Origin of the sequence: Cupriavidus sp. H18C2 (assembly GCF_049393795.1) — a bacterium.
In the GTDB taxonomy this organism is placed as follows: domain Bacteria; phylum Pseudomonadota; class Gammaproteobacteria; order Burkholderiales; family Burkholderiaceae; genus Cupriavidus; species Cupriavidus pauculus_C.
The window spans coordinates 2,722,965-2,736,976 of the sequence record NZ_CP186010.1 but is presented as its reverse complement, the minus strand read 5'-3'; the positions used below and the strand labels follow the sequence as shown (position 1 = coordinate 2,736,976).

16 protein-coding genes are annotated in these 14,012 nt (G+C 67.8%); all 16 read left to right on the top strand.

Annotated features, from left to right (window positions below):
• Window positions 1–38 precede the first annotated feature (38 nt).
• The 16 genes from EPAKOI_RS12380 to EPAKOI_RS12305 all read left to right on the top strand — a co-directional run bounded on the left by EPAKOI_RS12380 (window position 39) and on the right by EPAKOI_RS12305 (window position 13,782).
• Entirely contained in the window at window positions 39–905 is an 867-nt protein-coding gene (locus EPAKOI_RS12380; protein ID WP_004265510.1) for a ParA family protein, read from the top strand.
• Window positions 889–1,146, top strand: a complete 258-nt coding sequence (locus tag EPAKOI_RS12375) for a hypothetical protein (protein WP_003454921.1) — start codon at window positions 889–891, stop codon at window positions 1,144–1,146. Before EPAKOI_RS12380 ends, EPAKOI_RS12375 begins: the two co-directional genes overlap by 17 nt.
• On the top strand, window positions 1,139–2,800 hold the full coding sequence (locus tag EPAKOI_RS12370; RefSeq protein WP_037004480.1) for a ParB family protein: 1,662 nt from the start codon (window positions 1,139–1,141) through the stop codon (window positions 2,798–2,800). The genes EPAKOI_RS12375 and EPAKOI_RS12370 overlap by 8 nt, the downstream gene beginning before the upstream one ends.
• Window positions 2,801–2,812: 12 nt before the next feature.
• The gene (locus EPAKOI_RS12365; protein WP_003454899.1) at window positions 2,813–3,373 is read left to right on the top strand and encodes a DUF2857 domain-containing protein; all 561 of its coding nucleotides are present in this window, start codon (window positions 2,813–2,815) and stop codon (window positions 3,371–3,373) included.
• A gap of 3 nt (window positions 3,374–3,376) precedes the next feature.
• On the top strand, window positions 3,377–4,627 hold the full coding sequence (locus EPAKOI_RS12360) for an STY4528 family pathogenicity island replication protein (protein ID WP_020306388.1): 1,251 nt from the start codon (window positions 3,377–3,379) through the stop codon (window positions 4,625–4,627).
• Between the two features lie 229 nt (window positions 4,628–4,856).
• Window positions 4,857–5,636, top strand: a complete 780-nt coding sequence (locus EPAKOI_RS12355) for a PFL_4669 family integrating conjugative element protein (RefSeq protein WP_004265522.1) — start codon at window positions 4,857–4,859, stop codon at window positions 5,634–5,636.
• The gene (locus EPAKOI_RS12350) at window positions 5,633–6,184 is read left to right on the top strand and encodes a DUF3158 family protein (RefSeq protein WP_004265525.1); all 552 of its coding nucleotides are present in this window, start codon (window positions 5,633–5,635) and stop codon (window positions 6,182–6,184) included. The genes EPAKOI_RS12355 and EPAKOI_RS12350 overlap by 4 nt, the downstream gene beginning before the upstream one ends.
• Window positions 6,181–6,630, top strand: a complete 450-nt coding sequence (locus EPAKOI_RS12345; RefSeq protein ID WP_003454893.1) for a single-stranded DNA-binding protein — start codon at window positions 6,181–6,183, stop codon at window positions 6,628–6,630. The genes EPAKOI_RS12350 and EPAKOI_RS12345 overlap by 4 nt, the downstream gene beginning before the upstream one ends.
• A 277-nt stretch (window positions 6,631–6,907) precedes the next feature.
• On the top strand, window positions 6,908–8,923 hold the full coding sequence (locus EPAKOI_RS12340) for a DNA topoisomerase III (RefSeq protein ID WP_004265528.1): 2,016 nt from the start codon (window positions 6,908–6,910) through the stop codon (window positions 8,921–8,923).
• 805 nt (window positions 8,924–9,728) lie between these two features.
• Window positions 9,729–9,980: a hypothetical protein gene (locus EPAKOI_RS12335; protein ID WP_003454891.1), complete on the top strand. Its 252-nt coding sequence runs from the start codon at window positions 9,729–9,731 to the stop codon at window positions 9,978–9,980.
• A 25-nt stretch (window positions 9,981–10,005) separates the two neighbouring features.
• Window positions 10,006–10,398 (top strand): hypothetical protein, encoded by a 393-nt coding sequence (locus EPAKOI_RS12330; protein ID WP_423192308.1) that lies wholly within the window; start codon window positions 10,006–10,008, stop codon window positions 10,396–10,398.
• 103 nt (window positions 10,399–10,501) lie between these two features.
• A complete protein-coding gene (locus EPAKOI_RS12325; RefSeq protein ID WP_004265538.1) occupies window positions 10,502–10,966 on the top strand; it encodes a hypothetical protein in 465 nt (154 codons plus the stop codon).
• Between the two features lie 80 nt (window positions 10,967–11,046).
• Window positions 11,047–11,763 carry a hypothetical protein gene (locus tag EPAKOI_RS12320; protein ID WP_016451644.1) on the top strand — a complete coding sequence of 239 codons (717 nt, stop codon included), beginning with the start codon at window positions 11,047–11,049 and terminating at the stop codon, window positions 11,761–11,763.
• Between the two features lie 292 nt (window positions 11,764–12,055).
• Complete coding sequence (locus EPAKOI_RS12315; protein ID WP_003454887.1) at window positions 12,056–12,853, top strand: hypothetical protein; 798 nt, start codon at window positions 12,056–12,058, stop codon at window positions 12,851–12,853.
• A gap of 75 nt (window positions 12,854–12,928) precedes the next feature.
• Window positions 12,929–13,294, top strand: coding sequence for a DUF3085 domain-containing protein (locus EPAKOI_RS12310; protein ID WP_003454886.1), 366 nt, complete (start codon window positions 12,929–12,931; stop codon window positions 13,292–13,294).
• Window positions 13,295–13,437: 143 nt separating this feature from the next.
• Window positions 13,438–13,782, top strand: coding sequence for a hypothetical protein (locus EPAKOI_RS12305; RefSeq protein ID WP_003454883.1), 345 nt, complete (start codon window positions 13,438–13,440; stop codon window positions 13,780–13,782).
• Window positions 13,783–14,012: the final 230 nt, after the last annotated feature.

Sequence of the window (14,012 nt, the reverse complement as noted above, 5' to 3'; positions counted from 1 at the left end):
CTTTTCCTCGGTACATGCCATTCAACCGGGAGAGGCCCATGCAGGTGGTGTCCATCATTTCGACCAAGGGCGGCGTCGGCAAGACCACGACGGCGGCCAACCTGGGCGGCTTCGCAGCCGACACCGGGCTGCGCGTGCTGCTGCTGGACCTGGACGTGCAGCCCACGCTGTCGAGCTACTTCACGCTGGCCGAGCGCGCGCCGGCCGGGATCTACGAGATGCTGGCCTACAACGAGCAGCGCGCCGAGCAACTGGTGTCGCGCACCGCGATCGAGCGGCTTGACCTGGTGCTCTCGAACGACGACCGCGGCGAGCTGAACACGCTGCTGCTGCACGCGCCCGATGGCAGATTGCGGCTGCGCCACCTGCTGCCCACGCTGGCGCCGCACTACGACCTGCTGCTGATCGACACCCAGGGCGCGCGCAGCGTGCTGCTGGAGATGGCGGTGCTGGCCTCGAACTTGGCGCTTTCGCCGGTGACGCCGGAAATCCTCGCGGCGCGCGAGCTGCGGCGCGGCACGCTGCAACTCATCGAGGACATCGCGCCGTACCGCCACCTCGGCATCGAGCCGCCGCCGCTGCACCTGCTCATCAACCGCGTGCATCCGGTGTCGTCGAATGCGCGGCTGATCCAGCAGGCGCTGCGTCAGGTATTCCAGGAGCAGCCTGGCGTGCGCGTGCTGGACACCGACGTGCCGGCGATTGAAGCCTATCCGCGCGCCGCGACGCGCGGACTGCCGGTGCATCGGGTGGAATACCGCCAGCCGGCGGGCCGCACGGCACCTGCCGCATTGGAGACCATGCGCGCGCTGGCCGGCGAGCTGTTCCCGGCGTGGCAGGAGCGCTTTGCGCTCGTCACCGGCCGAGGCGACGCGGGAGGGGCCGGCCATGGCCAGCGCACATGACCTGGCCCGCGGCCACAAGCGGCTGCGAGGGCTGATCGAGTTCGCCCTGGGAGAAGGTTGGAAGGTGGTGCGCACCCGCGGCGGGCACCTGCTGTTCACGAAGCAAGGCTGCGCGCCGATCTACACCAGCTCGACGGCGAGCGACCACCGCGCCGAGCGCAACGCCCGTGCGCAGCTTCGCCGCGCCGACCGACAGGCGGCCCAGGGTGTTGCAGCATCTCAGGAGAATGGCCGTGGCTGACCTGACGCCGCAGGACATGGCCGCCAATCTGCTGGCCTCGGGCTTCGAGCGCAACGGCCCTTCGGTCGCGGCCCTGAGCGACCCCATCGCCGACACGCCGATGGTGGTGACGCTGGACCAGTTGCGCCCCTACGACCACGACCCGCGCGTGACGCGCAACCCGGCCTACGAGGACATCAAGGCCTCGATCCGCGAACGCGGGCTCGATGCGCCGCCCGCGATCACGCGCCGGCCCGGCGAACCGCACTACATCATCCGCAACGGCGGCAACACGCGCCTGGCGATCCTGCGCGAGCTGTGGAGCGAGACGAAAGACGAACGGTTCTTCCGCATCCCCTGCCTGTTCCGCCCGTGGCCGCAGCGCGGCGAAGTGGTGATGCTGACCGGGCACCTGGCCGAGAACGAGTTGCGCGGCGGGCTCAGCTTCATCGAGCGGGCCTTGGGCGTGGAGAAGGCGCGCGAGTTCTACGAGCAGGAAATGGGGCGGGACAGCGGCCAGCCGCTGTCGCAGAGCGAGCTGGCGCGGCGGCTTACGGCCGATGGCTTCCCGCTGCCGCAGTCGCACATCAGCCGCATGCAGGACGCCGTGCACTACCTGCTCCCGGCGATCCCCACGCTGCTGTACGGCGGGCTCGGCCGGCATCAGGTGGAACGGCTCGCGGTGCTGCGCAAGGCCTGCGAACGCACCTGGGAGCGGCATGCCCTGAGGCGCAACCTGTCGATGGACTTCGCTACGCTGTTCCAGGACCTGCTGGCGCAGTTCGACACGCAGCCCGACAACTTCTCACCGCAGCGTGTGCAGGACGAGCTGGTCGGCCAGATGGCCGAGCTGCTGGAAGCGGACTACGACACGCTGAGCCTGGAAATCGACGACAGCGAGAGCCGGCAGCGCGCATTGACCAGCGATCCTGCGCCGCTGCAGGCGGCAAGACCTGCGGTGCCGGCCGGGCCACCGCGACCACCGTCACCGCCTTCGCTGCCGCCCGGCCCCTCGGTGCAGTCGTCGGAGCCTGGCCCTGGCCAGGCTGCGCAGGCCGGTTCCACGCCGGCCGCCAGCGACAAGGGCATGCAGCAGGATGACGAACGCCTGCAGGGTCACATCGTGTCCCCGGCCCCGACCACCGAACGCCTGCAATCCATCCAGCGCATGGTGGCCGATCAGATGGGCGACAAGCTGCCCGACTTCGAGGCCGACGCGCTGCGCGCGATCCCTGTGCAGGCGGGCGGGCTCTACCCCATCTCGGATGTCTGGTACATCGAGCCCGGCCTGGATGTGCCGGATCGGCTGCGGGTGCACATCGCACAGTTCGCGCGCGAGATCGCCGAGGAAGCCGACGTGGCCGGGCAGGTCGAACCCAGCGAAGGCGGCATGGGCTTCGTCTGCGTGGCGCCCCCGGCGGTGCGCGCATTGCCTCCGTTCGCGTGTGCGGTGCTGACCTTGCTGCATGCGCTGTGCGCCGCGCCCCGACCCGCCCCCGGCTTCGATGGCGCCCGGCTGGCCGACGACCTTGCGGCCTTGCTGCATGGCGGCGGCGCATATCCGCGCCTGAGCGATGCCGGGCTGGTAAAGCTGTTCCGGCTGCTGCGCATGGCGCGCCGGCTGCTGGATCTGGAGACCGGCGCGGCCTTCAGCAACCCCGGCCACGGCGCCTGAGCAGAGGCCATCATGTCGGCACCGCATCCGCTCAACCAGGCCGTCATCGCACAGGCGCTGCACGACCTGCGCAATGGGCAACTGCGGCGCTGCAAGGCGATGGGCTTCGGCGAGGAGGAGCTGGACGCGCTCAAGCACCCCGAACTCGTGAGCATGCTGGTGAACGCCACGGTGTCGTGGTGTTCGGTGTCGGTGAACCGCGATGTGCTGAAGCGGCTGCTGAGCCAAGTGCACGACGTGGAGCGAGAGATCGCGACGGTCGACCGCATGCTGCGCCTGGGCGCCAGCACGGAGATGGTCAGCCGCTTCTACGGGCTTACGCACCAGGAGGTGGCCCTGCGCCGCGACATCCTCGGCCTGCCCAAGCGCAAGGGGCGGCATCCGGTGCTGGACGAGGCGCAGGACACGGCGCTGTGGAAGCAGTGGAAGGCCGGCGTCATGGAGCGCGGCATCGCGCTGGACGATGAGGTGGCGATGCTGACGCTGACCATGGACCTGGCCGAGACCTTGAACCTGCCGATGTCGGTGATCTGGTCGGCGATACGCAACTGGATCGACCAGGGGCTGGTGTAGGCCATGGCGACCGGCGGCGCACCCCGGCGCGATGGCCCCGTGGCGCTGTCGGCACTGTTCGACGACGCGCTGCGGGAACTGGTGCCACGGGCACCACCGACACCGCCAGCCCCGCGCGGCGCTGCTGCTGCATTGCCGGCCGCGCCGGTCAGCGACGGCTTCCTCTACAGCGGCAACCGGCACGAGAGCGTGCCGCGTGCGCTGTTCCTCGACCGGCGCCTGACGCCGCTGGAGCGCAACGCCTGGCAGGTGCTCCGCCTGCAGCTCCAGAGCGACGGCGTGACGGCGTTCCCGACCTACGACCAGCTTCGCCCCTACCTCGCCTCGATGCCCTGCGCGGCGCAGGCCTCGCACGAGACCGTGGCGCGCGCCTTGACGCTGCTGCGGCTGACGCGCTGGCTGAGCCTGGTGCGACGGCGCCGCGACCCGAAGACCGGGCGCATCCTGAGCAACCTCTACGTGCTGCACGACGAACCGCTGACACCCTTCGAGGCGATGCAGCTCGACCCCGACTACCTCGGCCTGGTCAGCCAGGCGCTGACCCATGCGGCGAAGGCGGTGCAGATCGTCGGCATGAACACCCTGCGCGAGATCGCCGAAGACCCGATGCTCAACGGCCGCACGCTGCCCACGCGGCTGCAGGTGCTGGCACAGCGCATGGCGCGCAACGAATGGGCGGACGCGAGTTATCCACAAGCGCCTGTGGATCACGAATCCGAAGAAGGCCAGGACGGCCTGCTTCGGAATCTCGAAGGCCCGTCTTCGGAATCCGAAGCAGGGCTGAAATCCGCGCCAGACGGCTCACTTCGGAATCCGAAGGAGGACCGTACTGTACGTATGGATCGTATAAATCAAGTACGTACAGTACCGCGCGCGAAGTCGTTGCAGCACCTGCGCCTGCCCGAGCGCCTGCTGCGCTTGAAGGACGAGCAGCAAAGCGGCGCGATGGTGGCCTTGCAGCAGGTGGACGAGTCGCTGCGGCAGGCGGTGTTGGACGAATGGGATGCGCGCTGCCGCAAAAGCGCGGTACGCAACCCGGCCGGCTATCTGTTCGGCATCATCCAGAAGGCGATGCGCGGCGAGTTCAAGGCCTGGGCCGGCGAAGGCGGTTCGCCATCGACGCCGCCTGCGCCGCCGCCACGGCCAGCCGCACCGGCACCGTCTGCACCGCCACCGCCCGCGCCGAACGGCCCTGGCCGCGAGGCAGCGCGGGCCTACCTGGCGAAACTGCGTTCAACCCTGGGCGATTCCTGAGCAGCTATCCCCAGGGGATAGCTGGGACACGAAGCCTTCCAGGCATCGGCTTCGGTTCTGTCATGCGTCGCACGGTCGCAGCCCGGCGCGGACCTATCCCCTGGGGATAGACGGAACACGCGACCTTCCGGGGCGACAACCGGGAGCGCACCCGCTGCGGTTTGTTGACTGACGCCCTTCCGGGCGATGCCGATGCTGGCGGCTCGTTCCCGTACCGCGAGTCGTCACCATGGCCAATGAATCCCAGCCGCCCCTGCAGTTGAATCTCGGATCGCTGCGCAGCGCGATGTCGCTGACGCTGCACACCCACCACGCTTCACGCATCTGGCATGGCCGAGCGCCTGCCGAGGGCCGGCCCGGGATCATCGGCCTGAACGGCTACATCAGCGTGATGAACAAGATGAAGCGCGGCGCCGAGCAGGACGATCCCTACTCGGATTTCTGGATGCTGCGCATCGAGGACAAGCTGACGCAGACCAAGGACAGCTTGCAGGCGCTGCGTGAGCAGGTGGACCAGGCGCTGGCCGACGTGCCGCCCGCGCTGTCGCTGGGCGAGAACATGAACGTGCAGCCCGTGAAGCTGCCGCTGTTCGTCAATGCGCAGCTCGGCTTCATAGCGGTGTACCTGCTGGCCGACTACGACGACCTGGCCCGCAAGCTGATCCTCGCCCACCACACCGCGCTGATCGACCGCAGCACGCTGGAACGCTGGCTCAACGACGGCGCGCATGCGCTGCGCAGCCTGTTCTCGCTGGCACAGCAGTACCGCTACTCCGGCGCGACGCGCGACGACTTCGCCTCGAAGAACGCGGTGGCGCGGGCGGCGCTGGAGAAGTTCGGCGAGTTGCCGCAGGACGTGCTCGAAGGCACGCGCCGCTCGCGCTTTGCGCCACCGATCGCACGGCGGTCGGGCAAGCCTGGTAAAGCCGCGGATGCCGCACCCAGCGCTGGCGCAGCCGACGTGGCGGACGACGACCACGACCATGACGGCGAAGGCACGAAGGCATGACAGCATCGTCTTCCAACGGCCAACCGGCGCGCTTCCTGCCGCTGGAACAGGCGGACTTCCAGCGCCTGGAACACGGCTCCTACCTAAAAGGCCTTTTACAGCCTTTTAAAGGTAAGGGGAGTCTGGAGGCCTGGGCCAACCAGTGCACGGCGCTGCGCGACGACTTAATCGGGCTGGCGCAGCGGCGCGTGCTGCAACAGGCGCGGGCCTACCCCTTCTCGCTGCTCGACGTGCAACTGGCCCAGCAGACCACTGGCGCAGGCACGACCTTCCTGCGCTGGCGCAACCACGACCGTTCTTCCATGGGCGTGGCGCTGTGGGAATCGCTGCTCGACCGCCCGGCGACGCCGGCCTCGCTGATCGACGACCTGTACGCGATGGAGCTGCAGCGCATCGCTTTGAACATGCAGATCAGCCTCCTTCACACGCTGGGCCGCCAGGCCCAGGAGTGCGCCAGCAAGGCCGCGCAGGCCGAAGCGGCTTACCTGCGACGTGTCCACGGGCATGCCGCGTCGGTTCCATCCACCACCCCCAAGGAGTCTCCATGAGCACGCACTTCGTCGGCGAGGGCAACATCGGTTCCGCGCCGGACTATCGCGAATTCCCTAACGGCAACGACGAGCCGCGCCGGCTGCTGCGCCTGAACGTCTACTTCGACAACCCGATCCCAAAGAAGGACGGTGAATTCGAGGACCGCGGCGGCTTCTGGGCGCCGGTGGAGCTGTGGCACCGCGACGCCGACCACTGGAAAGACCTGTACCAGAAGGGCATGCGCGTGCTGGTAGAAGGCCGCACGGTGAAGGACGAGTGGGAGGACGCCGACGACAACGAGCGCACGACCTTCAAGATCGAGGCCCGCCGCATCGGCATTCTGCCGTACCGCATCCAGGCCGTGACCCTCAGCGCCAGGACGCTGGAACCCGAGGCCGCAGTACCGCCGCCGAAGGAGACCAAGGGGACGAAGGCGTCGAAGGAAACCAAGGCCAAGGGCTGATTCCCCGCAGGGGGCGGCTGTAGCAACCGTCAGACGCCCGCCATGCACCAGCTATCCCCAGGGGATAGCTCCAGGGTGTTCCACCGGGTTCCAGCCGCCCTCCCGAAACGACGCTCCCGCTGCGCCAGCCGTTGCGGCTTCGCGCATGCCGCTGCGGCAACGCATCGCCTGCCGATCACAAAGCGGTGTCTGCGCCAATCGGCTTCCTTGCTGCCGTCATCCGCTGGCCCGGCCAAGCTGGGGCCATCCGATGACCGCACACTTCCAAGGAGGCTTCATGCGCGTGTTCCTGTGCGAGAAGCCGTCCCAGGGCAAGGACATCGCCCGTGTGCTGGGCGCCGGCCAACGCGGCAACGGCTGCTACAGCGGTGCGGGTGTCGTCGTGACCTGGTGCATCGGTCATCTGGTCGAAGCGGTTCCGCCCGAAGGCTACGGCGAGCAGTACAAGCGCTGGGGCATCGAGCAACTGCCTATTCTTCCCGAGCGTTGGCGTGTCGAGCCCAAGGCGGCGACCGCGGCGCAGTTCAAGGTCGTGCAGCAGCTCGTCGCCAAGGCGGGCGAACTGGTGATCGCGACCGACGCCGACCGCGAGGGCGAGATGATTGCCCGCGAGATCATCGAGCTGTGCGGCTACCGCGGCCCGATCCAGCGCCTGTGGCTGTCGGCGCTCAACGATGCGTCGATCCGCAAGGCCCTGGGCACGCTCAAGCCGTCCGCCGAGACGCTGCCGCTTTACTTCTCCGCGCTCGCCCGATCGCGTGCCGACTGGCTGATCGGGATGAACCTGAGCCGCCTGTTCACGTTGCTCGGGCGCCAGGCCGGCTACACCGGCGTGCTGTCGGTCGGGCGCGTGCAGACACCGACGCTCAAGCTGGTGGTGGACCGTGACCGCGAGATCGCGCGTTTCGTTTCGGTGCCGTTCTGGGCCATCGAGGTTGCACTCTCACATGCGGGCCAGTCCTTCGTCGCAAGCTGGACGCCGCCGCAGGGCAGCACCGACGACGCCGGCCGCTGCCTGCAACAGCCGGTGGCGCAGCAGGCTGCCGAGCGCCTGCGCGCGGCCGGTGCCGCCCAGGTGCTGTCGGTGGAAACAGAGCGCGTGCGCGAAGGGCCGCCGCTGCCGTTCGACCTCGGCACGCTGCAGGAGGTGTGCTCGAAGCAGTTGGGTCTGGACGTGCAGGAGACGCTGGACATTGCCCAGGCGCTGTACGAGACGCACAAGGCGACCACCTATCCGCGCTCGGACTCAGGCTACCTGCCCGAGAGCATGTTGGCCGAGGTGCCCACCGTACTCGACAGCCTGCTCAAGACCGACCCCGGCCTGCGCCCGCTGATCGACCGCCTGGATCGCCAGCAGCGTTCGCGGGCCTGGAACGACGGCAAGGTCACGGCGCACCACGGCATCATTCCCACGCTGGAACCGGCGAACCTCTCGGCGATGAGCGACAAGGAGCTGGCCGTCTACAGGCTGATCCGCGCCCACTACCTCGCGCAGTTCCTGCCGCACCACGAATTCGACCGGACGGTGGCGCAGCTTACGTGCGGCGGGCAGTCGCTGGTCGCGGTCGGTAAGCAGATCGCGGTGGCCGGATGGCGCCAGGTACTGGCGGCGCCGGAGCCCGACGACGCGGACGGCGAGGAAGCGCAGCGCGGCCAGGTGCTGCCGGCGCTGCGTGCTGGAGCTTCCTGCCAGGTCGGCCAGGTCGATCTGAAGGCGTTGAAGACGCTGCCGCCCAAGCCCTACACGCAGGGCGAGCTGGTCAAAGCCATGAAGGGCGTCGCCAAGCTCGTGACCGACCCACGCCTGAAGCAGAAGCTCAAGGACACCACGGGCATCGGCACCGAGGCCACGCGCGCCAACGTCATCAGCGCCTTACTGGCACGCGGCTATCTTGTGAAGAAGGGCCGTGCCATCCGCGCATCGGATGCGGCTTTCACGCTGATCGACGCGGTGCCGGCGGCCATCGCCGATCCGGGCACGACGGCGGTGTGGGAGCAGGCGCTGGACATGATCGAGGCCGGCCAGATGACGCTGGACACCTTCATCGCCAAGCAATCGGCCTGGGTCGCCCAGCTCGTGCAGCAGTACCGCGGCGCAACGCTCCCCCTCAAGCTGCCGCCCGCGCCGAGCTGCCCGCAGTGCGGCGCCCCGATGCGCCAGCGCACTGGCAAGAACGGCGCGTTCTGGTCGTGCAGCCGCTACCCGGACTGCAAGGGCACGGAGCCGGTCGAAACCGCGACAGGCAAGCCCGCAGCGCCAAGCCCGCGGCGTCGGTCTCCGAAGGCGAGCTGACGCCCACGTTTCCCTCTGCCACGCCGGCTGCTGCCGACGGCGGGGCAAACCTCCCGCACCCCGCGGGACTCCCCAGCGCGCGTTCCCTTCTGCAACGGTGTGCGCGTCCTGCAGGCCCATCACGGCCTGCTGGGCGAGAAGGTCATTTCTCCCCGGATCGCGTTCGCCGCGGTTCCCCTGATCGAGGTGCTTCCGCCGATACGCGAGCGGTCTCCTGACGCCTTGGTGTGCAAAACTGCGAGGCGCCAGGAGACCGCTTGCGGTCGACGGTATTCGGTGCCGGTGCCCGCCGGCGGAACAACGGGCTCCCTTTGTGTGTGGATGCACGCCAGAGGATTCCGGCCCCCAGCCACGAAACGGGCCGGGTGAGATTGCTGACGCAGCGAATGGCTTTGACGATGGCCTGGCCTGCTTGCAGCCCACAGGTGGATTGATTTCTCTCCAGCCGAAGCCTTGCGAGGCTTCGGCGCCTTTGTCGTGGGCGAACGGAATCGTGCATCGCTGCTCTTGCCAGCGCTCGGCCCAAACTGGACGGCGTTCGGTTCCGTTTGATCAGCGACGGAGTGCCGCCGCGCTTTCATTCTTCCCGCATGTGTCGCTGACGGTCGTCAGCACCATGCCCTGGCAGCCCCGGTCCTCAAGGCTGCAACGCGGTTCGCCGCGTTGACCGATCCAGTCCGCTTCGCACCGACCACCGCGGACGCGCGTCGCCACGACGCGGGTGCTTTTCATGTTCAACCCTTCGGGAGGTATCCGCTCCCGTCAGGGCGTGGTGCTCCCGGTCTTCAACCAACAGGAGAAAACCATGTCCCTTGCGCTCGCATCGGCACCTTTGAGTGCTGAACAGGCCCGAGCCGAATCCATCGGCTACCAGGCCCTGGCCTGCGTCGGCAAGCGCCTGCCCCTGCAAGTGCTGTGCAGCGCAGCCGGCCACTACATCGGCACCGCCGATGCGGACGGCCCGGTCTCGCGGGAGTCGGTCAGCTACTTCCGCTCGCACCACGCCGCCGAGCACGCCCTGCAAACGGGCCGCTGGCAGCAGCGCCTCCACCCGTGATGTCCAACCACCAGGAGCCCATGTCATGAACCGTGCCCTGCCTCAAGAGGTACTTGATCAGATCGAGCTGGAACACCAGCACTTCGCCGCCGCGCCCCAAGCCTTCTTCGAGGCGTGGAAACGCGGCGTCGACATCGCCGGAGCCGAATGGTTCGGCGACGGCACCCGCGAAGGCCTGCAGCGTGCCACCACCAAGTGGGATCTGCGGCCGAAGCTGCTGATGCTCAACGATGCCCTCGGCGTCCTGAGCAGCGACCAGCGGATGTTCCTGTCCGCGATGGTGAGCTTCTACAACGCCCGCGAGGGCGGTGCGATGCTCAAGCGTTGCGGCTTCGAGGGTCTGTCCGACCTGGGCGGCCTCGACCTGGAACGGCGCAAGGTCGTCGCCGACCTGACGCTGAACTACAACGGCTGGTGAGCCGCGCTGCGGCCTGCCGACGTTCTTCTTTTCTTCCCACCCCACGAGGGACATGCGTCCCTGCATGGGGCCATGTCCCTCCTTTTCTTGAAAGGAGTGATTCATGTCCCCTGACTTTTCCATCGGTCTGCTCGTGACCGACGACGACATCGATGCGGTCATCCTTGAAGGCTGGCCGGCCGACGTGCGCAAGCCGCGCATCGTGGTGTTCGACTACGCCGGCAATGATGTGCCCGACGAGTATGTGCTGCATGTCAGCAGCGGAACCCCGAATACCGGATTGACCGGGCGCGAGGTGTTCCCGGTCGAGTACGGACCCGACTGCCGCTACCCATCGCCCGCTGAAGTCCTTTCGGTGCTCGATGCACCTAAGCCGGCCGGAAAACCTTCCGCGCTGAGCATCGCCCGCAACGTGCACCAGAGCATCCTCAACCTGGATGCGCGGCTGGATCGCCTGGAGCAGGCGCCGACCGGCGACGACTACAACCGCCTGTACCAGCTTGCGAATGGCGGCCTGCTCGACCTGTTGAAGGCGCTGGGCGACCCGTCCTCTACCGCTGCCGGCTGACCGGCTGCCACTTCATCCACCCGCTGGGGTTCAATCCCCAGCAGGGGATTGCCTCGGCCATCCCCTGCTGGAGAAATCCCATGTCCTACTCGAACAACAATCCCTTTGTCCGCGGCTACGACGGCCTGTCCGTCCAGCGGCTGCTCGCCATCTCCTACGACGACGACTGCCCGCTGACCTACCTGCCGCTGCATCCTTCGCAGTCGAATCTGCCGGACAGCCAGGTCGAACGGCGGGCCTGCATCTTCTCGGACGACTTCGTGCTGATCACCGAGGACCAGGTGGTCCCCAACGAGTTGCAGGCGCAATGCCGCAGCCACGGGCTCGCCCGCAACGTGGTCTATGCCGTGATGGCCGAGGAAGACGGCAAGCCACTGCACGTGGGCGACACTTACTCCGAAGAAGCGGCGCGGGAAGTCGTGCGGCGCCTGCGCTATGAAACCGGCTACTACAGCCGGTGCTGGGAAATCAGCAGCGCGCACCTCGACGCCGACGCACACCGCTTCCTCGCCGAACTGGCGGACATCGCCACGCCGACGCTGTTCCTGTTCGTCGCCTTCCGCATCCCGTACGGCCCGGCCATCGGGTTGAAGCTGATCGCCACGCCCTGGACCGACGAGAACCTGCGCGCGGTCGAAGGCATCACGGCCAAGCGGCTGATGCAGGAGCATCGCAAGAAGGGCATGCCGGAATCCCTCATGCACGTGCTGCACCTGGCCGCGCTCGCCGACGTGCGCATGCTGGTCTTCGATGCCGATGCGCAGGTGCTGGACGGCCTGCCGATCTACGACGACTGACACCACCTTTCGAGCCCCCACGCGGGGCTCGTATTCTTTCTGGACGAAGCCGGTGGACGCGCAGTGCCGATTCCCCCGCGTCGCTGGCCCACGCCTGACGCACGCTGCTCGCATGTTCGCTGGCGTTGCCGGCAAGCATGCCCAGGCAGTCGAGACCTTCGAGGCTGCGGCACGGTTCGCCGTGCTGGTTGCTATTCCTTCTCCGGGCGCATGTCGCGTCCATCCACCTCACCCCCAAGGGACACACCTCCCTTGCGGGCGGAAGTCCCTTGGTTGCCACAAGGAGTCTTCCATGGATACCCAAGCCATCCGCGCACAGATGCCGACGCTGGTTCGCGGCCACGTGCCTTCCAACGTCCGCAGCTTCAAGTTCAACATCTTCGACGGCCAGCCCAAGGTTTCGACGCTGGGCTTCCACGTTGATCCCAAGCCCTTCGAGGGCAAGGTCATCGCCACCACCGACGAGGCCATCGTCGTCAAGACGGGGCGGGCCGAGTTCGCGGTGCTCGACAAGGCCCTCGTCACCGACGTGCCCGACGAAGGCGCCAAGGTGCAGGTCGAACCGTATGCGCGGCGCCGCTTCGACGGCTTGCGCGCGGATACGCCCGAGGAGAGCACTGAGTTCACCGCCGACGGCCAGCCGTACACGGTGAAGCGGCTCATCCTGGGTTCCGCGCCGGCCAAGCTGCCGATCCCCGAGCCGCAGTGCCCCGAGCTGCAGGAGCTGATCCACCAACTGGAGCAGTTGCCCGCGCCCGATGGATTCCGCCGCATCACGCACCTGCTGGTGGATGCCGGCGCGCGGGACTTCACGGTGGTCGATCCGAGCCCCAGCAACATCATCGCCACGCCGCCGGCCATCGGCTTCACCGTCGCTTCGGCGAAGTTCCAGGGGCGCGTCACCGTGCTCTACGAACGCGGCCTCGACACCTACGCGGTGGAGCTGCATCGCGAAGGCGAGCTGGTCGAGCGGGTCGATGAAGTGTTCTTCGACACCTTGGGCCAGGTGCTGGAGCGGCTGATCGACGACGGGAGCTGGCGCCTCATCCGCGTACAGCGCCTGTCCGGTCGCAAGCCCGTCCAGCACTGATCCCCTCACGTCCCCAAGCGGCTTCCCGTCCTCGCGGCGGGAAACCTTCTTCCTTCACCGTTGGAGACCACTTCCATGACTGTTCGATTCAAAGGCACCGAGCTTCGGCCCGTGCTTGCCGAGGCGGCGGCCAACCAGTGCCGCGTCATCCTGGTCAAGGACCAGGGCGTGTATTTCATGGCCGAGCACGGCGAGAGCCGGCCCGATGGGCGGCGCAAGACCATCGCCTACGCCGTGGGCTGCAACCCCGATGTCGATGCGTTCGACGACTGGTGGGAACTGGCGCGCGCCGAATTCGGCGGCGACGACTTCGGCGAGTTCTTCGCCCTGCAGGAACGGGTCCTCACCCGTATCCTGCACAGCGAGGACGACCTCGAAGTGTCGGCCACGGTCACGCACCTGTCGATGCAGGCGGTATCCGCTGCACCGGCCGGCCACTGACCGTACTGCTTCCCAGCCCCCTTCACGGGGGCTTCTCTTTATCTCGTGCCGCGGCCCATGGCCGCATCGCACGCGCTCGTCTCCAGTCCGGCTCGGGCCGCTCACGCCGGCATCTGCCGGTGCCACCGCCTGGTGACGCCTGCATGCGAGACCCGTTCAAGATCGAGCAACCGACCTGCATCAGCTTCAGCGGCGGCCGCACCAGCGCGTACATGCTCTGGCGCGTGCTGCAAGCCAACGGCGGCCTGCCCGCAGATGCCGTCGTCTGCTTCGCCAACACCGGAAAAGAAGTGGAAGCCACCTTGCGCTTCGTGCGCGACTGCGCCGAGCACTGGCAAGTGCCGATCCACTGGCTGGAGTACCGGCCCATCGAACCGGGCTTCGTGGTGGTGGACTTCGATACCGCCAGCCGCGCGGGCGAGCCCTTCGAGATGCTGGTCCGCAAGCGGCAGTACCTGCCCAACCCGGTGGCGAGAGGGTGCCACTAATGCGGACAGCCGCCGGTGCCGATTGCCGCTCGCGCGGGCGCGCGCCTGGCGCCACGCTGCCGCCATGTTCCGCTGACGCCCGTCAGCAGCATGCCCAGGCAGTCTCGATCTTCAAGACTGCGACGCGGTTCCGACCGCGTTGATCAACCAGTTCGCTCCGGCATCCCAGCGCGAACAGCCATCGGTTCTCCCGATGGTGATGCCACCCAAGCTGTTCCTTCAACCCACGC